At 66.9% G+C, this 24,824-nt stretch carries 19 protein-coding genes; 7 read left to right on the plus strand and 12 right to left on the minus strand.

The window, feature by feature from the left end; genetic code table 11:
• The 6 genes from ACIRA7_RS06185 to ACIRA7_RS06210 all read right to left on the minus strand — a co-directional run.
• Positions 1–238, minus strand: a 238-nt coding sequence (locus ACIRA7_RS06185) for a transposase (RefSeq protein ID WP_396219969.1), incomplete at its 3' end; no start/stop codon positions are given.
• 241 nt (positions 239–479) lie between these two features.
• Positions 480–1,445, minus strand: coding sequence for an integron integrase (locus tag ACIRA7_RS06190; protein ID WP_396219970.1), 966 nt, complete (start codon positions 1,443–1,445; stop codon positions 480–482).
• 92 nt (positions 1,446–1,537) lie between these two features.
• A complete protein-coding gene (locus ACIRA7_RS06195) occupies positions 1,538–3,457 on the minus strand; it encodes a sodium:solute symporter family protein (protein WP_396219971.1) in 1,920 nt (639 codons plus the stop codon).
• Between the two features lie 79 nt (positions 3,458–3,536).
• Positions 3,537–5,717, minus strand: a complete 2,181-nt coding sequence (locus ACIRA7_RS06200; protein ID WP_396219972.1) for a NosD domain-containing protein — start codon at positions 5,715–5,717, stop codon at positions 3,537–3,539.
• Positions 5,708–6,202, minus strand: coding sequence for a methyltransferase family protein (locus ACIRA7_RS06205; RefSeq protein ID WP_396219973.1), 495 nt, complete (start codon positions 6,200–6,202; stop codon positions 5,708–5,710). Before ACIRA7_RS06205 ends, ACIRA7_RS06200 begins: the two co-directional genes overlap by 10 nt.
• Positions 6,203–6,465: 263 nt before the next feature.
• Positions 6,466–7,644: a hypothetical protein gene (locus ACIRA7_RS06210; RefSeq protein ID WP_396219974.1), complete on the minus strand. Its 1,179-nt coding sequence runs from the start codon at positions 7,642–7,644 to the stop codon at positions 6,466–6,468.
• Between the two features lie 110 nt (positions 7,645–7,754).
• Here ACIRA7_RS06210 and ACIRA7_RS06215 point away from each other — a divergent pair, with 110 nt between their 5' ends.
• Positions 7,755–9,296 (plus strand): alkaline phosphatase D family protein, encoded by a 1,542-nt coding sequence (locus tag ACIRA7_RS06215; protein WP_396219976.1) that lies wholly within the window; start codon positions 7,755–7,757, stop codon positions 9,294–9,296.
• 245 nt (positions 9,297–9,541) lie between these two features.
• On the opposite strand, the gene ACIRA7_RS06220 is transcribed toward ACIRA7_RS06215, so the two are convergent.
• Positions 9,542–11,332, minus strand: coding sequence for a cation:proton antiporter (locus ACIRA7_RS06220; RefSeq protein WP_396219977.1), 1,791 nt, complete (start codon positions 11,330–11,332; stop codon positions 9,542–9,544).
• A 47-nt stretch (positions 11,333–11,379) separates the two neighbouring features.
• Between ACIRA7_RS06220 and ACIRA7_RS06225 the strand changes: the two genes are divergently transcribed.
• Positions 11,380–12,330 carry a ChaN family lipoprotein gene (locus ACIRA7_RS06225; protein WP_396219979.1) on the plus strand — a complete coding sequence of 317 codons (951 nt, stop codon included), beginning with the start codon at positions 11,380–11,382 and terminating at the stop codon, positions 12,328–12,330.
• Here the strand turns inward: ACIRA7_RS06225 and ACIRA7_RS06230 are convergent, their stop codons facing one another.
• Both ACIRA7_RS06230 and ACIRA7_RS06235 read right to left on the minus strand, forming a co-directional pair.
• Positions 12,331–12,864 (minus strand): hypothetical protein, encoded by a 534-nt coding sequence (locus ACIRA7_RS06230; protein ID WP_396219980.1) that lies wholly within the window; start codon positions 12,862–12,864, stop codon positions 12,331–12,333.
• 154 nt (positions 12,865–13,018) lie between these two features.
• Entirely contained in the window at positions 13,019–16,258 is a 3,240-nt protein-coding gene (locus ACIRA7_RS06235) for a WD40/YVTN/BNR-like repeat-containing protein (RefSeq protein WP_396219981.1), read from the minus strand.
• A gap of 70 nt (positions 16,259–16,328) precedes the next feature.
• On the opposite strand from ACIRA7_RS06235, the gene ACIRA7_RS06240 reads away from it, so the two are divergent.
• Together ACIRA7_RS06240 and ACIRA7_RS06245 are read left to right on the plus strand one after the other, a co-directional pair.
• Positions 16,329–17,375: an NAD(P)-dependent alcohol dehydrogenase gene (locus ACIRA7_RS06240; protein WP_396219982.1), complete on the plus strand. Its 1,047-nt coding sequence runs from the start codon at positions 16,329–16,331 to the stop codon at positions 17,373–17,375.
• Positions 17,376–17,431: 56 nt separating this feature from the next.
• The gene (locus ACIRA7_RS06245; RefSeq protein ID WP_396219983.1) at positions 17,432–18,154 is read left to right on the plus strand and encodes a response regulator; all 723 of its coding nucleotides are present in this window, start codon (positions 17,432–17,434) and stop codon (positions 18,152–18,154) included.
• A gap of 29 nt (positions 18,155–18,183) precedes the next feature.
• Here ACIRA7_RS06245 and ACIRA7_RS06250 read toward each other — a convergent pair whose 3' ends face one another.
• Positions 18,184–19,308: a hypothetical protein gene (locus ACIRA7_RS06250; protein WP_396219984.1), complete on the minus strand. Its 1,125-nt coding sequence runs from the start codon at positions 19,306–19,308 to the stop codon at positions 18,184–18,186.
• 26 nt (positions 19,309–19,334) lie between these two features.
• Positions 19,335–20,348, minus strand: coding sequence for a DUF4956 domain-containing protein (locus ACIRA7_RS06255; RefSeq protein WP_396219985.1), 1,014 nt, complete (start codon positions 20,346–20,348; stop codon positions 19,335–19,337).
• A 171-nt stretch (positions 20,349–20,519) separates the two neighbouring features.
• Between ACIRA7_RS06255 and ACIRA7_RS06260 the strand changes: the two genes are divergently transcribed.
• From ACIRA7_RS06260 to ACIRA7_RS06270, 3 genes are read left to right on the plus strand one after another with little or no spacing between them, the layout of a single operon-like run.
• Complete coding sequence (locus ACIRA7_RS06260) at positions 20,520–22,127, plus strand: alkaline phosphatase family protein (RefSeq protein ID WP_396219986.1); 1,608 nt, start codon at positions 20,520–20,522, stop codon at positions 22,125–22,127.
• A 2-nt stretch (positions 22,128–22,129) separates the two neighbouring features.
• Positions 22,130–22,636, plus strand: a complete 507-nt coding sequence (locus tag ACIRA7_RS06265; protein ID WP_396219987.1) for a DUF4334 domain-containing protein — start codon at positions 22,130–22,132, stop codon at positions 22,634–22,636.
• Positions 22,633–23,583, plus strand: a complete 951-nt coding sequence (locus ACIRA7_RS06270) for an alpha/beta fold hydrolase (RefSeq protein WP_396219988.1) — start codon at positions 22,633–22,635, stop codon at positions 23,581–23,583. Before ACIRA7_RS06265 ends, ACIRA7_RS06270 begins: the two co-directional genes overlap by 4 nt.
• A 40-nt stretch (positions 23,584–23,623) precedes the next feature.
• Here the strand turns inward: ACIRA7_RS06270 and ACIRA7_RS06275 are convergent, their stop codons facing one another.
• The gene (locus ACIRA7_RS06275; RefSeq protein ID WP_396219989.1) at positions 23,624–24,793 is read right to left on the minus strand and encodes a pyridoxal phosphate-dependent aminotransferase; all 1,170 of its coding nucleotides are present in this window, start codon (positions 24,791–24,793) and stop codon (positions 23,624–23,626) included.
• Positions 24,794–24,824 lie beyond the last annotated feature (31 nt).

A 24,824-nucleotide genomic window follows, 5' to 3' on the forward strand; every position in this document is an offset into this window, starting at 1 on the left:
GCTCGACCTTCAATTGGCGATTCTCGCGACGCAGTCGTTGCAGCTCTGCCCGCTCGTCCGTCGTCAACGTCTCCGGTCGCTCACCACGGTCTGCGCCGTCCTGAAACACCCAGTTGCGAATGGTTTGTTCTGACGGCTCGAACTCTTTCGCCAGCTCTTTCGGACTCCGTCCGGCACGAGCTAAGGCGATAATCTGCTCACGATAGGCCGCCGGATAGGCAGCGGGACGACGGGGCATCGGGAAATCCTCCTCTCACACAGAGATGGAGGCTCCACCGAAACGGGGCAAGTTCACGTAGCGGACGTTATGCAGGCACCTCATCGCAGCATAGCAAGACAATGCGACCCGGCGCGCACCACCGCAACCCACCACCGCACAACCACTTCGCTGACGCGGTGCCGTTACCGCTGCCGCCGTTGCCCTGCGGGCCTCGCAGCCTAATCGGATCTTGCCCAGAGAGGCGCCGAGCGCACACCTGTCACCGCCCGAGGTCCAGCGGACTGCGCACGCCCAGCCCGCCGCGGTTCAGTACGTGCGTGTACAGCATTGTCGTCTTCACATCCCTGTGCCCGAGCAACTCCTGCACGGTCCGGATATCCGCCCCCGACTCCAGCAGGTGCGTGGCAAAGGAGTGCCGGAACGTATGACACCCGACCCGCTGGCCGATGCCGGATCGCCGGCCCGACTCAGCCACCGCACGCTGCGCCACGGTGGGGTGGATATGATGCGTCCGCCGCGACTGGCTCTCGACGTGCCAGTACTCCCGCGCGGCAGGAAACACCCAGCACCACCCCCACTGCCGTGACGCCCGCGGGATCTTGCGGTCCAACGCCCCCGGCAGCTCCACGAAGCCGCCACCACGGGCGGCGCGCCGCGCCATCACTGCCCGCACGCGCACCAGATGCGCCCGCAGCGGCACGCTCACCGCACCGGGGAGGACGGTCACGCGATCACGGTCCCCCTTCCCACGCCGCAGCCGCAGCTCGCCGCGGTCGAAGTCCACGTCCTTCACCCGCAGCTGACAGCACTCCTGCAAGCGCACGCCGCTGCCGTACATCAGCTGCGCCATCAGCAACGGGACGCCGCTCAGGCACGCCAACACCCGTTGCACGCCCTCGCGCGACAGCACGTTGGGTAGATGCACGGGCCGCCGCGCCGCCGCGAGCCCGGACACCTCCCCGAGCGGCTGCTCCAACACGTCGCGGTACAGAAACTGCAACGCCGCCAGCGCCTGATTCTGCGTCGACGCGGCCACGTGCCGCTCGCGTGCCAGATACGTCAGGAAATCCCGCACCTCCACACCGCTGAGCGACGCGGGATGGCGCAGGCCGTTCCACCGCACATAGCGCACGATCCACTGCACGTACGCCTGCGTGGTGCGCGGGCTGTAGCGACGCACGGCGGCCCGGTCACGAACCACCACCAAAAGGCGTGAGGAAGACATGCCGTACGCTGCATGCTCCCTCACGCCTCGTTGTCATCACACCATCGCACGCCACATCATGACCACGCAGGTGACGCCCCGCGACCCGGCCACTACCCCCGCGCCACCCGCGCATCCTCCCGCGCCTGCGAGGCCGAACTGTCGGTCCACAACTGCTGCGTCACCCGCAGCAGCACGAACCCACTCACGGCCAGTACGGCGGTCAGCATCCAGGCCGTACTCAGTCGCGACGGATCGCCCGACGCGTACAGAAAATTGCCGATCGCGAACAGCGAACTCCAGATCACCACGCACCCGGCAATCCACCCCACGAACGCCGCCCCGATGCGATTCTCCTGCGCCACCTCGGCGTCGGAGACACCCGCCGCCGCCCGCAATTCACTCCACCCAGACCCCACCGGCTTCACTTTCTGCACGAACGCGATCAGCGTGGCACGATCGGTGGTGGGGCCCACGAACGCCGTGATCAGCCACGCCACGGTGGTGATCCCCACCTGCACGATGGTGGTGGTCGCGAAGCCCGCGCCCGGCATGAAATACGGCACCGCCAGCGAGGTGATCAACGACATCACCATCGCCACGATCTCGCACCATGCCGACACGCGCCACCAGAACCAGCGCGCGATGTACAGCAGCCCGGTGCCAGCGCCGATGGACAGCAGCACCTGAAACGCCTGCTGCGCGGAGCTCATGGTGAGACTGAGCAGCGCCGCAACGATGTACAGCCCGATCGTGGACAAGCGCCCCGCGTTCACGTAGTGCGATTCGCTACCGTCCTTGTTGATAAAGCGACGGTAGAAGTCGTGCACGAGATACGACGAACCCCAGTTCAGGTGCGTGAGAATCGTGGAGGAATTGGCCGCCAGCAGCCCGCCGATCATCAGCCCCACAAAACCCACCGGCAAAAACTTGAGCATGGCCGGAAACGCCGAGTCATGGCCGATGAGGGTGGCGTCGGCATTGGGGAAGGCCGCCTGGATCGACGCCAGGTCGGGGTACACGATGATCGAGCAGAGCGCCGTGATGATCCACGGCCACGGGCGCAGCACATAGTGCGCAATGTTGAAGAACAGCGTGCCGCCCAGCGAGTCCTTCTCCGACTTCGACGCCAGCATGCGCTGCGCGATGTACGATCCACCACCCGGCTCGGCGCCCGGATACCAATTCGCCCACCAGCTCACGGCGATCGGCAGAATGAAGATCATGAGCGCCAGTTCCGACATGCTGAAGTTCGGGAGCATGTCGAGAATAGGCTGGCCGGTGCCGTCCTTCACCGACATCACCGGCTGCGCGTTGGCGGCGGTGCTCTGCACCACCTGCAGCGTGGACAGCCGCTCCGTAAGCAGCTTGAGACCGAGCCACCCGCTGGGCTCACCGGCCAGTCGGCGTCCCACTTCCACCAACGAGAACCACGCCGCGGCGAACACCGCCGTCATCTTGATGAAGAACTGGATCATGTCGATCACGAGCACACCCCAGAGTCCCGAGTGCGCCGCAAACGCCACGTTGAGCACGCCGCAGATCACGATCGTCTGCCACGGCGCGAGGCCAAAGAGGATGTTGGCGATTTTGCACGCCGCCAACGTCACCATGCCCATGATGAAGCAATTGAAAAACAGCCCGAGATACACCGCCCGGAAGCCACGCACCATGGAGGCTGACTTGCCGGAGTAGCGGAGCTCGTAGAACTCGAGGTCCGTCATAACCCCCGACCGACGCCAGAGCCGCGCGAAGAAGAACACGGTGGCCACGCCAGTGAGCACGAAAGCCCACCATTGCCAGTTGCCGGCCACGCCGTAACGGCGCACCTGTTCCGTGACCCAGTTGGGCGTATCCGACGAGAACGTGGTGGCCACCATGGACAGGCCGGCCAGCCACCACGGCACCGAGCGACCAGAGGCAAAGAACTCCGAGGTGCTGGCCCCCGAGCGCTTCGCGAGGAAGAGCGCGGGCACGAAGCAGATGAGAATGGACGCCGCAGCGATGACCCAATCGATCCAGGAGATGTTCATGGGCGGGAATGTGGGCGCTTGGCCTCAATCCGGCAACGCGTCGGCCCACGCCGCACCAGACCGGCGACCGCCCCCGACATCAGTGCGGCCCCGCCGACCCGGCGGACGCGCGCACCAGTCCCCGCAATACGTCAAGCCGGAATTCGGTCCAGCCATCTCGTTGCACGTACTGCGCCCGCACCCGGTGCACGCCCCCACCAAGCGGGACGTAGCCGGGCATCGTTTCATGCGGCGTCCACTGATCGATCACCAAGCGGTCATCCACCCACACCCGGACCGCGTCGTCGCTGAGCGTGCGCAGCGTGTACGCGCCAGCCGGCAGATCGAAGGTGGCAGTGGCCTCCACAGCCATGCGGCGCGTGGGGATCTGAGCGTCGCGTGAACGCGACCAGAACCAATCCATACGCGGGGCCGTGCGTGTCGCCATCGGCGGGCCGGCCAGCAGGGCAGCAAACGCCGCCGGCTGCGTTACGGGATCGGTGCTGTCGCTCCACGCGAACACCCGTTGTGTCCACGTGGTGCGCGGCGCGAATTGTTCGTAGCGGAATCGCTGCGGCACACCGGCGGCGGTGCGCACGCCGCGCGGCGACGTGGTGGCGGCGCCGCGATACTCGAGCGTGAGCTCCCAGTCGTCGCGCTGTTGCTCGGCGGGTGTGATCACGAGGGTATCGCCGGTGCGTCCCGCGGTCGCCGACAGCACCGCTACACCGCGACGCGACACCACCCGCCAACGACCGGCGGGGCCGAGCACGCGCACGCGCACCGACGGACTGTGCGTGCTGTCGATCGGCCACAGTTTGGGCGACTGCCAGTCGTACGGCCCCCATTCATCCACCACGATGGCGCTGCGATCGCGCAGCGCATTAGCCGCCGACGGCCAGCGCAGCGGCGCGTTCTGGATGTTCGGCATGCGCCACCAGGTGGTGGTCGGCACCTGCCGCGTGGGGTCGCACGCCTGCGACGCCGTATCGTCGACCACGCTGCGCACGCTGTCGATATCGCTGCTGTTCGCAATCCGCAGGCGCTCCTGCACCCGCGTGAATCGATTGTCCACGACGCGCCACGCGCGGCTGCGTGTATCCCGATGCTTCGGGTACCCCCACTCGCTCGGCTCGATGGAATCAGCCCACAGGCGAATGGCGAGCGTGTCACCCACGAACCGGTTGGCGCCCACGGTGTTCTGCTGTCCATGCTCGATCGCGATGCCGATGCGATTGTTCACAAAGCAGTTGCCAATGATGGCCGACTCGTAGCTGTAGCCGCCCCACAGTCCGTGCGTGTTCCCTTCGACGCGATTGCCGATGAACTGGTTGCGACTGAACGTCGCCTCCATGCCATTCGTGGGCGCGAAGCTGAAATCGTTCACAAGAAACAGATTGTCGTTCGACCCGCCCTTACCCGTGTCCATCGTTTCCTGTCCGGCCCAGAGGAACAGGCCGTCGCCGCCATGCGTCATGGAGTTGTAGGCCACGATGTTGTGCGTGCACTGCTCGAACATGAGCAGCGCGGCCGAATCCTGTCCGCGGGCGAAGAACCCGTGGGAATAGCCGCGCACGTTGTAGTCGGCGCGATTGTTCACGATGGTGTTCCAGCTCGACCGGTACATCCCGATGCCGAGTCCGGAGTTGTACGACAGGTCGTTCTCGCGGATGTCGAGCGAGTCGGTGCGCGTGAGCAGCACGCCATTCATGCTCTGGCGCACGGTGTTGCCACGCAGGGCGCCACCGGTCACGCGCGACAGGTAGATGCCGGCACCGAAACGCAGCCATTCGTCCTGCTCATTCTTGTGATACGACAGCCAATCATTAAGGCTCTCGTGCTCCACCAGGCTGAACAGGCGTGGCTTCCAGCTGTGACTGAGATCGTTGCTGTCGAGCGTAAGGGCGCGGGTACCGCGCGCGAGAATCCCCACGCGATATCCGCGCGCAGTGAGGCCGCGCACGCGCACGCGACTACCGCCGTCGATGCGAACGGCCGTGCCCTGCCCCGCGTCGGGGGCGCTGTCGATGGGCGACCCGACGAAGGTGACGCCGCGCAGATCGACCGTGATGTCGTTGCCGCGAACCGTGAGCAACGCCGAGTCGAGCGACGCTGGCGCGCGCAGCCGATACACACCGGGGCGCACCTTCACCGACTGCGTGATCATGAGGCCGGCGCGGGGGGTGATCACGGGCACCGGCTGCGCGTGGCTGGCCGAGGGTGCGGCCGCGAGCACGGCGAACACCGCGGAGACCATGAGCCCCACGCGCATCACAACCATCGTCTCACTCTCTCGCAGTATGCGGCGTAGGCCTCGGGAAATCGCTCGCTGAGATGACGTTCTTCCCGGCGGATGACCTGCGTGATCAGGAGCGTGAGGACGAACGGCAGCAGCAACAGGACCCACAGCATCCCCGTCAGGAACACCCCGCCGAGGTAGGCGATGGTTAGTCCCAGATACATCGGATTACGCGTGTACGCATAGATGCCGCTATCGACGACCAGTTTCGCGGGTCGATTCGGATACACCGCGGTGCGGAACGATCGGAAGGTAAGGATGCCGGTTATCATGCACGCCAGTCCGGTAGCCACGAGTGCAAAGCCGATCATCACGACCCACCGTGCGTCGGGAGTGACCGCGGGCAGTGGCAACACGAGATCGAGCAGCACGCCGATCGCGAGACCACCCACGAACAGCAGTGGCGGCGGGAACGGCACGGCAGGCCCGCGGTCGACAGGCGGCGTTGGGTTCGCGGATGTAGACATGCGATCAAGCATGCAGCGAGGGCGAGCGGGCGGCTACTGATCAGACAGGCGGAGCTCAGACGGTCTGAGCTCGGGCGTCAGACTGGGTATAGTGTTCGGAGCTCAGCACCGACAGTGCACAGTCTCGAGCGTTTTCTCCGGGCCGGTCATAACGAAAGCATCGTCGAAGCGCCGCCAGTCCGATTCTCGGCACTGTGCACTGTCGGTGCTGAATTCTGAACACTATACCCAGTCTGACGCCCCAGCTCAGACCGTCTGAGTGTTCAATCCCCCGGCAGCATCGCCCACAGCGCCGGTCGCCCCACGTTGCAGTGCACCGCGCGCGACAGCGGCGTAAACGCCCCCCAGCTCAGCCAAAGGGCGTGGCGCGCCAAATGATGTGCGTGCCACGGCTTCACAGCGCCGGCATTCCCCACCAAGCGCGCGATGCGCGCACGGCGTCCCGGCACCGGGTGAAACACGGTCTCCACGCCGGCGCTACGAACCGGTTCGTCGTCCTGCCACGCGTCGAGCGCTTCGATCCCCGCGCGCATCGGTGCCGCACCCACCGACGCGGTGGCGGCCGCATCCAGGGCGAACACCGCCGCTCGCGACGGCGTGGGCAGCAACAGCACCCCGAGGAACGCCCACAGCGTCATCGCCGCCGCGAGTGTGATCACGCCCGCCGCCGAGGCCGGCGAGGCCCCGGTGAGCACCAACGAGACCACGAAGCCCAGCGTGTTCCACCCGATCGCGCCGAGTACGCCACGGGTATGCGCGCCGCTGGTGGCGGCCAGGCGCCGACGCAGGAGCATCGCGGCCAGCGCCGGCTCCGGGAGCTGCGTCCAGCGGAACGGGACCACGAGGGTTTGCGCCGTGATGCCGGACCACCCGCCCACGAAGCCTTCGTCAGGGCAGTCCAGCACCTGCAGCCGAGCAGCGTCGAGCCCGGCCTGCACCGCCGCGCGCGCCATACCCTCCGGGGTGGGCACGATCGGCAGACCCGCGATCACCCGAACCATGCGGCCGCGCCCGGCGGCCAGCAGCAGCTGCACCATCACGAACACCGCGATCACCGCCGTCGTGCCGGCCGCGCGCGCGGCGAGCATGAGCGCCGCCGCCACCAGCATCCACACCACCCACTGCACCGCGACCCCTCGCAACCAACGCGTCAGCCACCTGGAGCCCCACGCTTGGCGTCGCACCAGGCTCACGCCGCCGATCAGGTCGTACACCATGAACGCGACGTGCGCGAACGCGAACAGCAGCCCCACGCGGAACAGCGCCGCCGGCACCGACTGCGCGTCGGACATGGCGAGTCCGCGGGATGGAATGCGGAAATACAGCAGGGCCGCCGCGAGCAGCACCGCACTCCCCACGCCCGTGATGCCGAGGTACAGCCGGGCGCGGGCGTAGGTGAGGCCGCTCGGCGGGGGGGTCAGAGTCGCAGTGGAGGACGTCATCGCCCTTCAACGCTGCAGGGGGGCGAGAAGGTTGCAGCGTGCTCAGGAATTGGCACGTTCGTGACACCGGTTCGGTAGCCGCCATCGTCGTTTCGTCGTACCGTATGGCCATGGACCGCCGACTCTTCCTCACCGACCTCTCGCGCTACGCGGCCCTCGCCGCCGTCGTCCCCAACGTGTGGCGTGTCACCAGCCGCCCACGCTTTGCCGACGATCCCTTCCAACTCGGCGTCGCCTCCGGCGATCCGACCTCTACCGGCGGCGTGCTCTGGACACGCCTCGCCCCGCGCCCGTTCGAGCCCGACGGCGGCATGGACGGCACCCGCACCGCGGTGAACTGGGAGGTCGCCGACGACGACCAGTTCAAGACGGTCGTGAAGAAGGGACGCGCCACCGCGGCCCCGGAACTGTCCTTCAGCGTGCACGTGAACGTGGACGGACTGCAACCGGATCGCTGGTACTTCTACCGCTTTACCGTGGGCGACGCCGTGAGCAAGACCGGCCGCTTCCGCACCACACCGGCCGACGGCGTGAAGTCGCCGCTCGCCTTCGCTTTTGCGTCGTGCCAGCGCTGGGATCAGGGCTACTTCACCGCGCTCGGCCACTTGGCGAACGAAGAGATCGATCTCGCCGTCCACCTCGGCGACTACATCTACGAGTACGCCAGCCCGGCCAGTGCGGTGCGAAAGCATCAGGGGCTCGAGATCCGCACGCTCGACGACTATCGCCGACGTCACGCGCAGTACAAGTCCGACCCCGACCTGCAGGCGGCGCACCAGCGCTGCCCGTGGCTGGTGATCTGGGACGACCACGAGGTCGACAACGACTACGCCGGACTCACCGGCGAGAACAACATGGAGTCGGTGGAGCAGATGCGTACGCGTCGCGCTGCGGCGTATCAGGCGTGGTGGGAGCACCAGCCGGTGCGCGTACCGCGCGTGCAGTCGTGGGCCGACCTGTCGATCACGCGCACGATCAACTGGGGCGCGATGGCGCGCTTCTGGATGCTCGACACGCGTCAGTTCCGCGACAATCAGGTGTGCGAAGACCAGCCGCTCAAGGGCTGTGCGCCGTGGACGGACGCCAAGCGCGGCCTGCTGGGCGCCCCACAGGAGAAGTGGCTGGTGGACGGACTCGGTGCGTCATCGTCGCACTGGCAGGTGCTCGCGAACCAAGTCATGATGGCACCGTACGATTCCGCACCTGGCGACGAAGTGCGCACGTCGATGGACCAGTGGAGTGGCTATCCCGTGGCACGCGATCGCCTGCTGAACGAAGTCGCCAAGCGCGCCCCGAATCGTACGGTGACCATCACCGGCGACATTCACACCAATTGGGTGAACGAGCTGCACAGCGACTTCTCCCGCCCCGACAAGCCGACGATCGGCGCCGAGTTCGTGTGCACGAGCATCTCCAGCGGCGGCGACGGCAGCGACGTGACGCCGCAGCGGATGGCCACGATGCAGGGCGACAACCCGCACCTCAAGTGGTTCGAGAACCGTCGTGGCTACGTGCGCTGCAAGGTCACCGAAACGGACTGGATCGCGGAGTACCGCAGCGTGCCGTTCGTGCTGAAGCCCGGGGCGCCAGTGAACACCGCGAGCGCGTGGAAGTTGGAACACGGGCGGCCGGGGATCACAAAGACCCAGTAGTCAGTGGTCGGAGTTCTGGCGTCTGATTGCGTATAGTGGTCGGAATTCAGCAACAACAGTCCGCAGACACTCAGAATTTGATGGTGCGGGCCGCGCGGGAGGGCGGGCCGCACGAGGGCCCGCGGCATGGCACCATCGTATCCTCGCCACTGAGCACGGTCGTTGCTGAACTCCGACCACTATACCCAGTCTGACGCCTGAGCCTGACGGTCAGTACTCTGAGTACTGGATCAGTCGATCAGGCGTTACATCCGCGGCGCCGTCGGCATCAGCGCGCTGAACTCGCGCGTCTGCATGCGCGCTCCCCCGCGTAATCCCTCCACGATATCGTCCGCGCGATCATCGTCGACGCCGAGGGAGCGCAGGCTGTGGTATGCCATGCCGAACGCCAACTCGCGTTCGCCCATGAGCGCCTTGCTGACACCCAACTGCTCGAACAACGCCTGTTCCTGATCGCTGTGCGTGCGCACCACGATATCGATGGCAGGATTCCTGGCGCGGACCATCTCGATGATGTGTCGGGCGTGGTACGGGTCGGGCGCCGCCACGACGAGCAGTCGCGCCGTGGCCGGATGGGCGTGTTCGAGCACGTCCGAACGCGTCGCATCTCCGTAGATCGAGGGCACCCCGATCGTGCGCATCGCATCCACCACGCGACGGTCCTGCTCGATCGCGACGAAGGGAATGTCGAGCCGCTGCAGCGCGTCGCCGATCGTGCGTCCCACCCGCCCGTAGCCGATCAGGATGGCGTGCCCCTGTTGCACCATCTCAAACAGGGCCGTGTGCGCCACCCGCGGCGCCTTCTGTCGCTCCAGGCGGTCCAGCAGCCGCGGATGTCGGGCGATCCACACCGACAGCTGGTCGAGCGACGCGAACAGCAGCGGATTGAGCACGATCGTGCACAGCGCCGCCGCCAGAATGAGACTGCGTCCCTCGTCCGACAGCACCCCCAGTGATACGCCGAGTCCGGCCAGAATGAACGAAAACTCACCGATCTGACCGAAGCTGGCTCCAAGGCGCAGCGACGCGCCGAACGGATGACGCAGCAGTACCATGAGCACGGTGGCCACCACCGTGTTCCCCAGCAGCACGATCGCGACCGTCGCCAGCACCTTCACCGGCTGCGTGAGCAACACCCCCGGATCGAGCAGCATACCCACCGAGACGAAAAAGAGCACCGCAAAGGCGTCCTGCATGGGCAGCGCATCGGCACCAGCGCGCTGACTGAGCTCCGACTCGCTGATCACGACACCGGCCACGAATGCCCCGAGCGCGAACGACACCCCGAACAACGCGGCGGCACCCACGGCCACGCCAAGCGACACCGCCAGGACCGCCAGCGTGAACAGCTCGCGCGAGCCGCTACGTACCACGTGCGTCAGCAGCCACGGCACCGCACGGCGTCCCACCACGCCCATCAGCACGATGAATGCCACCATCTTCACCAGCGTCAGCGACACCGTCGTGATGAGCGCGAGGCGGCCCATCGGTACGCCGTCCGTACCAGCGCCCAGCGCATCCAGAATGGCCGGCAGCAGCACCAGCGCGAGCACGACCAACAGGTCTTCCACCACCAGCCAGCCCACCGCCACGCGCCCGTCGATCGAGTCCATGAGGCCGCGATCTTCCAGCACCCGCAGCACGACCACGGTACTGGCCACCGACAGCGACAAGCCGAACACCAGGGACGCCGCCGGCGCCCAGCCCCACGAGCTGGCCAGCCAGTATCCCAAGCCGATCGCGGTCAGCATCTGCAGCATGGCGCCCGGCACCGCGATGCGACGCACCCGCATCAAGTCGCCGGGAGAGAAGTGCAGACCCACGCCGAACATCAGCAGGATCACGCCGATCTCGGCCAGTTGGCCGGCCAGCTCCACGTTGCCCACGAACGCGGGCGAGTGTGGCCCGAGTGCGATGCCAGCAAGCAGATAGCCGACCAGCGGCGGCATCTTCAGCTTCGACGCGGCAAAGCCGAACAGGAACGCCGCGCCGAAGGCTCCAGCGATCGTGACGAGGAGGGCAGTTTCCGGATGCATGCGACACGAAAACTAGCGCCACGACTGGTATGTGCGAGATTCCGCACATGACCTCCTCCCGCCGGTTCCTCATGGCGCTGCTCGGCGGCGCCTCGGTGTTCTCCACGGCCTGCGCCTCGGGCGGCGCCCGCACTGCGGTCCCGAGCGGCGCCGCCGCCCCTGCGCTGCGCGTGTACGACAGCAAGGCCAACCGTTTCATCCCGTTTACGCAGCTCGCCGACGCCGCCGCCAAGGCCGACTTCGTATTCTTCGGCGAACAGCACGACGATCCCGCCACGCATGCGAGTGAGCTCGCGGTGCTGGCCGCCCTCGGGGAGCGCCGGCCGAGCGTGGTGGTCACCCTCGAGATGTTCGAGCGCGACGTGCAGCCGCTGGTCGATCAGTATCTCGCCGGCACGATTTCCGAGGCGAATTTCCTGGCCGGGTCGCGCCCGTGGGATCGCTACACCACCGACTACCGGGCGCTGGTCGAATTGGCGCGGGTGCGTGGATGGCCGGTCGTCGCGGCCAATGTGCCGCGCCGGTTGGCAAGCGCAGTCGGTCGCCGCGGCCTCGCGCTGCTCGACACCTTGAACGCGGCCGATCGTCGCTTCATCGCGAAAGAGAATATCTGCCCGAAGGACGCCTACTACACGAAGTTCGCGCAGACGATGACGGGACACAGCGCCGGCGGCGGACCGCCGACAGCCGGTGATGCCGCCGCCATGGCGAAGCTGACCGACACGTTCTACGAAGCGCAGTGCGTGAAGGACGAAGCGATGGGCGAAGCCATCGTCAACGCATGGCGTGCGGCACCCAAGGGCGCGATCGTGTTCCAGGTCGACGGTGCCTTTCACAGCGACGCCGGCCTCGGCACCGCAGAACGGGCCCGTCGTCGCGCGCCGGAGGCGAAGACGGTGGTGCTGAGCGCCGTGCCGATCGCCGATCTGTCGAAGGCGAATGGCAAGGAGCACGCCGACAAAGGCGATTACATCCTGTTCACGCGCGCCCCGAAGTAACTACGCCGCGCTGTACCCGCGATCCATCAGAAACGCGCGCACTTTCTCCGGGTTCCGTTCCACTTCCACGGAGCCCGGACGCAGGCCGGTGCGAATGAGCACCCCGCTGCCGTCACTGGCCGCGATCACGAACGCATCGGTGGTGATGCACACCACCTCGGCCGTGTCGGACAGCTGCCCCGGATGCCCCGAGAAGTGCATCACCGAGGTCTCCGATAGCCCCTCGGCCCGCACGGCGCCCGCCGGCTCGCTCCACGTCACGCCAGTAAAAAGCACAATGTCGTTGTTGCCTTGGGCGAACGCCTCGACCGGCACCCCGTACATGCCGTCGGCACTCTGTACTTCGGCTTCCAGCCTATACGCGTCGAACAACGATTCGACATCGGCCGTGTCGCTGACGATGCGGACCGCGCGCTGATCCTGCAGCACGACCGTGATGGAATGCTCGGCCACCACCAGGCCACGCCACGCCCCGCGCAACTGGCGGAGCGCCTCGATGGTTTCTGGAGTGGATTGAAAGCGGTATTCGCGCACGGGATCCTCAACCGGTGATGATAGACCCCGCAATCTCGCCAGCGCGCGCGGTGCCGCACAGAGGCGCGTGCTGCCACGGACCACCCAACGGCAACGGGGTGAGACGCGTCCCGCTGGACGCGCCCCACCCCGTACACCCCACGGCGTACCGCTGTTATTTGCGGTCGCGCTCGTCGTCGTCCTGCGCGCCGAACGGCGAGCCGCCGCCGCCCATCGCGCCCTTGTTCTCGACGCGCAGCTTGCCCTTCACGATCGTCGTGCCGACCTGCAGCACGATGCCGTAGTCGCCGGTGTCGGCGGTGCCGCCACCACCGAAGCCGCCGAAGCCGCCGCCACCACCACGACCACCCTGGGCCGGGGCCGGGAGACCAACCAGGGAGAAGATCTTCAGCACAGCCGCACTCGGGGCCGCCGGCTGCGGAATCACCGGGGCCTGCACGGCGCCGGCACGCGGCGGGGCCGCTTCCGCCGGACGCGCGCAGAACGGCTCCCACTGCGTGAGCGGACGCTCGCAGCTGCCGGCACCGCCCCGTCCACCACCACCGCCGCCACGGCCGCCGAACGGCACGTTGCCGAGTCCCGGCGGATTGATCAGCGCCCGCGCCTGCGCGATGGCCGCGCTGTCGTACTTGGCCTTCGTGAGCGAATCGAATACCTGTGGCGCCCGCACGGCGCGCAGGATGCTGTCACGCTTCTCGCTGGCCGACAGCGCCGCACGACCGGCCGGGCGCGGCGTGATGGCGTACGTCCACGTGACCGTGTGCAGGCCGGGCGCGCCCGGACCGGTGAGCGTGGTGAGCGTATCACCGCCGGCGTCCACGATGCTGATGCGCGCCGAGGTCGAGCCGGGCGTCGTGATGCGATACGAGATCGCCGCGCCGTACGCCGGGTTCTGCGTCACGAAGAAGTTCTGCGCATTGCCGTTGCCGCTGGCGCCACGCAGGGGCTCCTCGCCCCACTGGAAGCCCGTCTTGGGCGTGAACAGATGCACCGGCTTGGCTGCCACGGCCGCCGTCATCTCCTGCAGCGGCGCCACGTCCACGATCCAAAAACCACGACCGTGCGTGGCCGCGATCAGTTCGCGATCGCGCGGATGAATCTGCAGGTCGTACACCGGCACGCTGGGCAGATTCGCCATGAAGCGCGACCAGGTGGCGCCACGATCGATCGACGCATACACGCCGATGGACGTGCCGACGTACAGCAGATCGCGATTCATGGGGTCTTCGCGCACGACGTGCAGGAAGTCACCCGGGCCGTCAGCCGGCAGGTTGTTCACGATCGACGAGAACGACTTGCCGCCGTCCTTCGACATGAAGAGGTGCGGACGGAAATCCCCCCACCGGTGATTGTCGAAGGCCACGTACACGACGTTGGTGTCGAACTTCGACGCTTCGATGCGCGTCACGTACACTTCGCCGCCGTTCGGCAGCCCCTGAATGCGCGACGACAGATTCTCCCACGTGGCGCCGTCGTTCGACGACTTCCACACGTTGCCGTCGTCGGTGCCGGCGTACAGCAGGCCGGGCTTGGCCGGGCTCTCTTCGAGCGCCACGATCGTGCCGTACGTTTCGGCGCCGGTCGCGTCGAGCGTGATGCCGCCAGTGAGACGGAGCGCCGTGTCGAGCTTGGCGGTGAGGTTCTTCGACAGATCAGGCGAGATGATGCGCAGATCTTCGCCACGCTTGGTCGACTTCAGCACCTTGTTGCCGGCGAAGTACACCACCGACGGATTGTGCGGCGAGAGGAAGAACGGCGCGTTCCAGTTGTAGCGGATCGACAGTTCGGTCGAGTCCTTCGCCTGCTGCGCGCGGAGCGCGGCGATGGCGGTGTTCTGCGCCTTGGTGGCGGCCACCAGCGGATCCCCGCGAAGGGTCGCGATCGAATCTTCCCACTGCTTGTAGCGCGCCTGCCACGTGGGCTTTGCGAAGGCCATGCGCTCACCGCTCTTCAGGTTCACGCGCGACACGTTGCCGCCCTGCGACTCACCGTACACGACGTTCGGATCAGTCGGGTCCATCGCGGCGTAGAAACCGTCGCCGCCCGCAATCGTGAACCAGTAGCCGAGGCTCGTGGTGGGCGTGCGACGCTTGCTCGGGCCACACCAGGTGCCGTTGTCCTGTGCACCGCCGCAGATGTTGTACGGCACGGCCATGTCGTAGGCCACTTCGTAGAACTGTGCCACGGGAATGTTCTGTCCCTGCACGAAGTTGCCGCCCTTGTCGAACGTGATGGCGATACCGCCGTCGTTCGCGATCACCCAGCGCTCGGGATCGGTGGGGTCGATCCAGATACCGTGCGTATCGATGTGCACGCCATTGGCCGTCGTGCGATTCGTCTTGCCGCCGTCTTCCGACATTTGCAGGTCGGTGCTCGAGAAGTACACGCGGTCCGGGTTCTTCGGATCGCTGCGCACCTGCGAGTAATAGAACGGACGCACGTTGTAGTTGTTCATCTGCGCCCACGTGGTGCCGCCGTCGGTGCTCTTCCAGAGACCGTTGTTCTTCGGACTGCGCTCACCGACGATCGGACCGGTCGCATTGGCCGCCGCTTCGATCATCATGTACATGACGCTCGGATTCGCGCGATTGATGTCGATCGTCATGCGTCCCTTCTGACCGGCCGGGAAGCCGCCGCCCTTCACTTCCGCCCATGTGGTGCCGCCATCGGTGCTCTTCCACAGGGCCGAGCCGGGGCCGCCGCTGAACAGCGAGTACGGCGTGCGACGCCGCTCCCAACTGGTGGCGAACACGACGTTCGGATCTTTCGGGTGGAGCGCCACATCCACGAAGCCCGCCTTGTCGCTCACGAACTTCACGAGCTGCCAGGTGGTGCCGCCGTCGGTGGTCCGGTAGACGCCGCGCTCCGGGTTGGAGCGCCACGCGGCGCCGAGTGCCGCCACGAACACGATGTTCGGATTGGTCGGGTGCACCGCGATGCGGCCGATGTGCTCGGTCTTCTCGAGCCCCTTGGCGGCCCACGTCACGCCGCCGTCGGTGGACTTGAAGATGCCGCCGCCCGGCTCGATCGAGTTGCGCGAGTTCGGCTCACCGGTGCCGGCCCAGACCTGCTGCGTATCCGACGGCGCAATGGCGAGCATGCCCATCGAAATCACGCGCTTGTCGTCGAACACCGGACGCCACGTGGTGCCGTTGTTGGTGGTCTTCCAGATGCCACCGCCCGCCGCGGCGGCAAACAGCGTCTTGGAGGGGCCCGGAATGCCGACGACATCGGACATGCGGCCCATGAAGTTGGCGGGGCCGACCGTACGCCAGCGCATGCCGGCCACGGCGGCGGAGTCGAGCGACTGCGCACCGAGCTCGGGGGCACCCAGTGCCTGGGCACCGATGAGCACGCTGCCGGCCAGCCACGCGAAGGAGGAGATTCGGGACATAGGGGAACGGTGGAGGGAGATTTTCGAGGGTACCATGGAAAACGTACGACACAGACCACACGTTTAGCCAATGACGCAAACTCGTGGTATTGCCGCCTTCAGCGCGGCCGCCCCCCTCGGTCCGTGGAGCTTCGAGCGCCGTGCGCCCGGCCCGCGCGACGTGCAGATCCAGATTCTCTTCTGCGGCATCTGCCATTCCGACCTGCATACGGTGCGCGGCGAATGGGGGCCGATCGCCTATCCGCAGGTGCCGGGGCATGAAATCGTGGGGCGGGTCGTTTCGACCGGCGCCGACGTCACCCGCTGGAAGACGGGTGACCTGGTCGGCGTGGGGTGCATGGTGGACAGCTGCCGCAGCTGCCCCTCGTGTGAGGACGGGCTCGAGCAGTACTGCGACGTCGGCATGACGGGCACCTACGGGGGCGTCGAGCAGCAAACCGGGCTCCCCACTCAGGGTGGCTACGCCACGGCGATCGTGGTCGACGATCGCTACGTGCTCCGCATTCCCGAAGGGATGGATCCGGCCGGGGCGGCGCCGCTGCTGTGCGCGGGCATCACCACCTTCTCACCGCTCCGTCACTGGAAGGTCGGTCCGGGCAGCCGAGTCGGCGTGGTCGGCATCGGCGGTCTGGGGCACATGGCCGTGAAGCTGGCCGCCGCGATGGGCGCCCACGTGGTCGTGCTCACCACCTCGCCCTCCAAGATCGACGATGCCAAGCGCCTCGGCGCGCACGAGGTCGTGATTTCGACGGATCCGGCGGCCATGAAGGCCCTGCGGAACTCCCTCGACCTCATCATCGACACCGTCGGCACGTCGCACGACCTCGTGCCCGAGTTCGCCTTGCTTCGTCGCGACGGCACGCTGTGCCTGCTCGGTGGCTCCCCCGAGCCGCACCACTATCCCGGCGCCTTCGGTTTCATCACGAAGCGCAAGACGCTGGCCGGCTCGCTCATCGGCGGCATCGCGGAAACGCAGGAGATGCTCGACTTCTGCGCCGCGCATCAGATCGTGGCCGATGTCGAAGTGATCGCGGCGTCGGCCGTCAACGAGGCCTATGCGCGCATGCTTGCGTCGGATGTGAAGTACCGCTTCGTCATCGACATCAGCACGCTGTGAGGCGAATCGTGGAACGAACGCTCACGGCGGGCGCCGCCTCGCATTAGCATTCGACTATGTCTCCCGTGATGCTCCCCGGTGGTCCCGACCCGGAGTCGATCCTCGTCGTCGAAGACGATATCGAGCTCCGGTATGCGCTGGTGCAGACGTTGAGCACGATCTGCCGCTCGGTGCGGACCGCGTCCTCGCTGGCCGAAGCGAGGCGTGAGTGCGCCTTGAAGGCACCGGATGTGATGCTGCTCGACCTCGGGCTCCCCGATGGAGACGGGGCGGACCTCCTGCGGCTACTGCGCGGGCTTTCCGACGTGCCGATCATCGTGCTGTCCGAGCGCACCGACGAAGAGGAAAAAGTCGCGCTGCTGGATGCCGGCGCCGACGACTTCCTCATCAAGCCCTGCGGCGAGGGCGAGCTGCTGGACCGGGTGCGCGCGCAGATCCGACGGTCGGTCGCCTCCACGGCGGCGCGTTCGTGGGCGCGGATCGAGGCCGGGGGGGTGGTCATCGACTTGATCGAGCAGCGCGTGGTCCGGCACGGTGAGCCGCAACGACTCACGCCGACCGAGTGGGCGTTGCTCCGCGCCCTCGTCCTGCATCCGGGGCGGACGCTTTCCGCACGCAACTTGTGGGATCTCGTGTGGGGTCGCGAGTTCGGAGACTTCGCCGCACACGTTCGCGTCCACATGACACATCTGCGACGCAAGGTCGAACCTGATCCGTCGGTACCGCGCCTGATCGTTACCGAACCGGGGCTCGGCTATCGGTTCGTCGGCCCCAGCTAGGCGCGCCGGCACGTTGGGCGGCTCCCGCGCTACTTGACGCAGGTGGAGAACAGGTTGCGCTGCACATCCTTCGGCGTCGCAATGTCCTTGTAGAAATCGTCGTAGTAGCTCAGCGTGCGCTTCACCGTACCGGGCGCGATCAACCGCCCGATCTCGTCGCGATACAGCGCGTAGATCGCGTCCTTCTTCGCGATGAACTGTGCGAAGGCGTTCGGGTACGCCGCTTCATGCACGCAGTAGCCGCGAAACTGCCGGTCTCGCACGCGCTTTACCTGCATCGACGGATCGACGCCGGCATAGGTCGCGTCGATCGCACCGGCGAAGTCGAAGTCGTACGACACGGGCAGGTTATGGCCGTCAGCCAACGCGATCACTTCGCCGTTGTGCAGTCCACTGTAGGAGAAGTCGGTGTTGCCGATGAAATACTGGAACGTGAACGCGAGCGCGGAGATCTCCGGCTCGAGGTCGTCGGCCGTAGCCCCCTTTTGGTCGAGAATCACCCCGTTCGCACGACGCGCCACCTGCGCCGGGTCCTCGATCAGGAACGAGTAACGCGTGACCTCGACCTTGCCACTGGCGCTGTCGGCGTATGACAGGCGCACCAGCCGCACGCGGTGGCTCACGTCAGTCACGAGCCGATTGATGCGATAGAGCTGCGCCTCCTGCAGCACATATTGCTCGTACGTGTCGAGATTGCGGCAGTACGTCACCAGCTTCGGCTCGTCGAGATCTGCCAGCAGCGTCCCCTTGCCCGCCTTGTCCGCCACCTTGATGCGAATGGGCGGATACTCGCAGTGCTTGAGCCGCCAGACACCGCGCGTCTTTACGCGCACCGGTACCGTGACGGTCCTGCCGCCGTCACCCGCATACGAGATCGTCGCAGCACGCCACGGTGCTTCGCCCGTCTTGTCCTTCTTGATCTGCTTGATGTTCGTCGTCAGCGTGAGCTCGAGCGGCTGCTCGCTCGCGAACATCGGCGGCGCCTTCGGCTTCTTCTGCTTGGGCGGTCCGGCGTCCTTGAGGCTATCGGCCGCCGCCTTCGGCTTCTTGGGCGCCTTGCCCGTTTCCTGCGCCGGGGCCACCGTGGCGCCCCCCATGACCAGCAGGGCGGCGACCACACGCGTCAGACGCGGAGCACCAATCGTATTCGACATGCGGGCAAGGCTCCTTCGCATCATGGTCAGACCACTTCCGCGCTGGCGACCTGCGTGGACCCAGCCGCGCGCACCAACGCCAGCAGATCCTCAGGTCCGGTCTTCTTGCGCAGCTGAATCCGATATTCGAGCATCGACACGCCGTCGGCGGATTCCATGCTCCCGAATCGCCACGACTTCGTGAACTCCTGCAGGCGCGGCTCGAGCACGCGCCGCAGGGCCGTCGCATCGTCGGTCTGCACCCGGAGAATGCGCTCCTCCTGCACCACCGGCAGTTCGTCCGTCTGCTGGTTGGCTTGCGCGCGCTTCCAGGCGCGTTCGGCGATCCCTTCGAGCTGTTCGCGCGTCATGTTCTTCAGCACTTCATCGTCCACCCGCGCCACGAAGGTGCCGGTGCGCGCGAGCTTTTTCGCGCGGCTGAGGCGGCGCTCGGCGATCCGCCCGTCCATCTCCATTGGCGCGCTGCCGAAGTCGGTATACCAGAGCAGCAACGACACGGTGTTGAAGCCAATCGAGAGGACCGCTGCCACCGGCAGGTTCACCGCCGACGACAGGCCGATGGCGGTGGCCAGAAACACGTACACGGCGTCTTTGCTGTCGTCGAGTGTGTTGCGGAAGCGCACCGCGGCCACGATGCCGGCCAGACTGAAGGCGAGCGCCAGCGAGTATTTCACCAGCAACACGATGCCTGCCACGACCGTGGGCAGAATGACCAGCAATTGCACGACCGACTGCTGATAGCCGCGCTTCGCCCGCGTCAGCAGGTACACCCACGCCACCGGCAGCGACAGCAACACGGCGGCCGCCATCGCCACCGCAACGGTCACGGCCAGCGTGACATCGTCGAGTGGCGGCAGGACGCGCGGGTCGGGCTGGGTGCCCATGCCCAGCAACGCCTCGAGCGAGGCCGGGACCGCCGCCGATCCATGCGGGAGAAACCGCCACAGCAGGGTCGCCCCGCCAAGCAGGACGACGTAGTACACAATGGCGCGCAGCACGACCCGCGTGCCGGCATCGGCCCGTTTCACCGTGATGGTCACGCGCGTTCCTGACTCGGGAGAGGCACTCGGCGGCTCAGCAGGGGTATGCGTCGGCACGGCAGCGCCGACCGATCTTGCATCAGTATCGTGCGGGCGTTCCATTCGCGCCATGGGACGGCCCGCCCGCGCGCATGGCTTGCCGCGATCCACGCGCTCTGCCACATTCGCCCCATGATGCGACTGACTCTCGCGATGCCTGCGGCACTCGCGCTGGCCTGCCTGGCCGGCTCCGCCCGTCCCCAGCCGACCCAGGCGCCAACGGTCGCGCCGTCGCTGGTCGTGCTGATCACGATCGATCAGTTCCGCGCCGACTATCTCGACCGCTATTCCGGCCAGCTCACCGGCGGACTGGCGCGGCTGGCGCGGCGTGGCGCCCGGTTCAACAACGCGCATCAGGATCACGCGATCACGGAAACGGCGCCCGGACACGCCACCCTGCTGTCGGGGCGGTTCCCGCGCTCCACGGGGATCATGCTCAATCGGGTGGGCGTGGAGGACCAACGCTACCCCTTGGTGGCCAGCGGCTACGGCACCGGCGCCTCGCCGGCGCGGTTCGTCGGCACGACGCTCGCCGATTGGATGAAGCGCGCCCACAGCCAGACGAAGACGCTGTCGGTGTCGATGAAGGATCGCGGGGCCATCCTGCCGATCGGTACGTCCAAGAGCGACGTGTACTGGTACTCGATCGATGGCCGGTTCCTCACCAGCACGTACTATCGCAAGGAGGTCCCGGCGTGGGTGCGTGAATTCAACGACCGTCAGTCAGTGCAGGCGTACGCCGGCCGCACGTGGTCGTTGCTGCTGGCCGACAGCGCCTATCGCGAGCCCGACAGCGTCAGCGCGGAGATGGGGGGGCGGAATTTCACCTTTCCGCACCGACTCACCGACGACCCGGTGGACGTCGGCAGCGAAATTCGCATCACGCCGTACATGGACGACCTCACCGTGCAGTTCGCGCTGCACGGCGTGAATGCCATGCAGCTCGGCACGGGACCGCACACCGACCTGCTGGCGATGTCGTTGTCGGCCACTGATGTGATTGGCCACAATTACGGCCCCGATTCGCGCGAGATGCACGATCAGGTGCTACGGGTCGATCGCACCATCGGTCTGTTCCTCGACTCGCTCTACGCGCTGCGCGACTCCACCACGATCACGATCGTGGTGACCGCCGATCACGGCGTGGGGAGTATCCCCGAAATCGCGCCGGCATCGGTCGAGCCGCGCCCGCGGCGCGTGTCGCTCGACGACGTGATGCCGGCCACCGTGGCGCGCTTGCGGGCAAGTAAACTCGACACCTTCGCCATCGAGCTCGACGGGCAGATCCTGCTGGCCAATCGCCGCGCGTTCCGGAAGCCATCCGACCTCGAGGCCATCGTGAACGCGTTCGCCGAGGACGCCCGCAAGGTCCCCGGCGTCGCGCGCGTCGATCGGTTCCCCGCGCTGCTCGCCGACACGCTCACTGACGAGATCGCGCGGCGATGGGCGCATCAGTTTGCCGCGACCCTGCCGATCGAGCTGGTCGTGACGCTAACCCCATACAGCACCTGGGGGGGCAACGTGGCCTCGCACGGCTCGCCACGGGACTACGACTCGCACGTCCCGCTGATCTTCGCCGGCGCCGGGATCAGGCCGGGCACACACACGCAGTTCGTCCGCACCGTCGATCTGGCACCCACGCTGGCCGAGTTGCTTGGCCTGACCCCGTCGGAACCACTCGATGGCGTTTCGCTCAAGGATGCCCTCCTCACGCCGCGCTGCGCGACCTGCCGAGAATGAGCATGTCTGGGGCCATGTCGCTGACCGAGGCCTTGGCACGCTTCGACGCGCTGCCGGCGGTGACCACGCTGGAGATGCATGGCCACTGGCGTGGCTCCGGCGTGCCGACCGGCCACGACATGGACGGCTTGCTCGAGGCCTACGCGTGGTACGGCAAGACGTTCGAGAGCGACGAGGCGGTGCATCCGCTCGTATTCCGGGATCGCGCCGGACAGAAGTACGCGATCGATCCGCGCCGCATTCCGCTCTCGCTGTCGCGCTACCACACGCTCACGCGGCACGCCGTGTCGCGCGCGCTGTTCGCCCTCGCCACCCCGCTGCTGCGCACGCGCGAACCGCGGGCCCGGTTGCGCGCGATGACGTACCGGGGCGTGACCACGGCGGCCATGGTGTATGATCATCTGCCGATCATCGATTGTTTCCGGCGCATCGACCACCGCACCATGCTCGGACTGATGGACATGCGTGGCGCCGCCCCTTTCTTCTTCCAGCTGGAGCGGGACTCATGAAACTGGCGCGTTGGCTGATGGGCGCACTGATGCTGTCGACGCTGCTGCTGCTCGCATTTGGCATCGTGTGGGCACCCGACAAGCCGGTATCGATGCTGGCTGCGCGCTGGGCGGCGCCGCCGTCGCGCTTCCTCGCCCTCGACGGCATGCAGGTGCACCTGCGCGACGAGGGGCCGCGCACCGATTCCGTGCCGATCGTGCTCGTGCACGGCACCTCGGCCAGCTTGCACACGTTTGACGGGTGGGCCGCCGCGATGCGCGGGTCGCGCCGCGTGATCCGCTTCGATCTCCCCGGATTCGGACTCACCGGCCCGTCGCCCGATCAGGACTACTCGCTGGGCGCGTACGCGCGCTTTACGCGGCGGCTGCTCGACTCGCTCGGCGTGTCCCGCTTCGCGATCGCCGGCAATTCGCTCGGCGGCGAAGTGGCGTGGGAGGTGGCGGCCGCGGCGCCCGATCGCGTGGCCGCGCTGATTCTGGTGGACGCGACCGGCTACCCGATCGTGTCGCAGTCGGTGCCGATCGGCTTCCGGATGGCCCGCACGCAAGGTCTCACTTGGCTGTTCACGCGCATCCTGCCGCGCAGCGTGGTCACATCGAGCGTGCGCAGCGTGTACGGCGATCCGTCACGCGTGACCGATACACTCGTCACGCGTTACTACGAACTCACCTTGCGCGAAGGGAATCGGGCGTCGCTGCCGCGCCGTTTCGCGCAGTCCACCAACGGTGCCGATTCCGCGCGCATCGCCACCGTGCGCGCGCCGACGCTGATCATGTGGGGCGGGCGCGATGGCCTCATTCCACCCGATCATGCCGGGCGCTTCGCGCGCGACATTCCGGGCAGCCGCATCGAACTCTTCCCCGAGCTGGGCCACGTGCCGCACGAGGAGGATCCGGTGCGGACGGCGGCGGCGGCGCGCACATTTCTCGCGTGCCCGCAGTGCTGACACATCGCTGAACTGATCACACAGCCTTTTCTCTGTGTGATCAGCCTCCCGCGTTCAGCCGCGCCGACAGTCCGGCCAGCCGCTCACCGGCCGCGCGCAGGGTCTCTTCGCGCTTGGCGAAGTGAAAGCGGATGAGATGATGCACCGGCTCGCGGAAGAAGCTCGAGCCGGGCACGCCCGCCACGCCGATCTCCTTGATCAGCCATTCCGAGGCCAGCGTGTCGTTGGCGAAGCCGAGCGCCGTGATGTCGACCATCACGTAGTAGGCGCCCTGCGGCTCGGTGAACGGCAATCCCGTGCTGCGGAGAATGTCGAGGAAGATCTCCCGCTTGGCGCTGTACAGCTCGGTGAGCCCCGCGTAATACGAGTCGGGGAGCTGGAGCGCGCCCACCGCCGCTTCCATGAGCGGCGCGGCGGCGCCGACGGTGAGGAAATCGTGCACCTTCTTGGCCTGCGCGATCACGCCGGCCGGCGCATGCACGTAGCCCAACCGCCAGCCCGTGATCGAATACGTCTTCGACAGCGAATTGCAGGTGATCGTGCGTTCGAAGGCACCCGGCAGGGTGTTGAAATACACGTGCCGATGGGGCTCGTAGATGATGTGCTCGTACGGCTCATCCATGATCACCCACGTGTCGTACTGCTGCGCGTACTTGAGGATGATGAGCAGTTCCTCGCGCGTGAACACCTTGCCGCTCGGGTTCGATGGGTTGCACACGACGATCGCCTTCGGGCGCTGCGCAAACGCGGCGGCCAGCACGTCCTCGTCGAAGTTGAAGTGCGGCGGATGCAACGGCACGTAGATCGGCTCGGCCCCCGAGAGAATCGCGTCGGCCGCGTAGTTCTCGTAGAACGGCGAGAAGACGATGACCTTATCGCCCGGGTTGCACGCGGTCATCATGGCGACCATCATCGCTTCCGTGCTACCGCAGGTGACCACCAGTTCCGATTCGGGGTCCACCGCGCGTCCGCTGAAATGCGCGATCTTGTTCGCCAGGGCCGCCCGGAAACGCGGTGCGCCCCACGTCACGGCATACTGATGGAACGGCCCGCGCGTGGCGCGCTCCAGCCCCTCCAGCAGCACTTCCGGTGGATCGAAATCCGGGAAACCCTGCGACAGGTTGATGGCGCCGTGCTGATTCGCGAGGCGCGTGGTGCCGCGAATCACCGATTCGCTGAAGACGGATAGACGCTGGGCAGTCGTAGGCATGGCGTCGACATATACCGCGCAGCGCAGGTCG

This window comes from Gemmatimonas sp., assembly GCF_044376735.1.
Taxonomy (GTDB): Bacteria; Gemmatimonadota; Gemmatimonadetes; order Gemmatimonadales; family Gemmatimonadaceae; genus Gemmatimonas.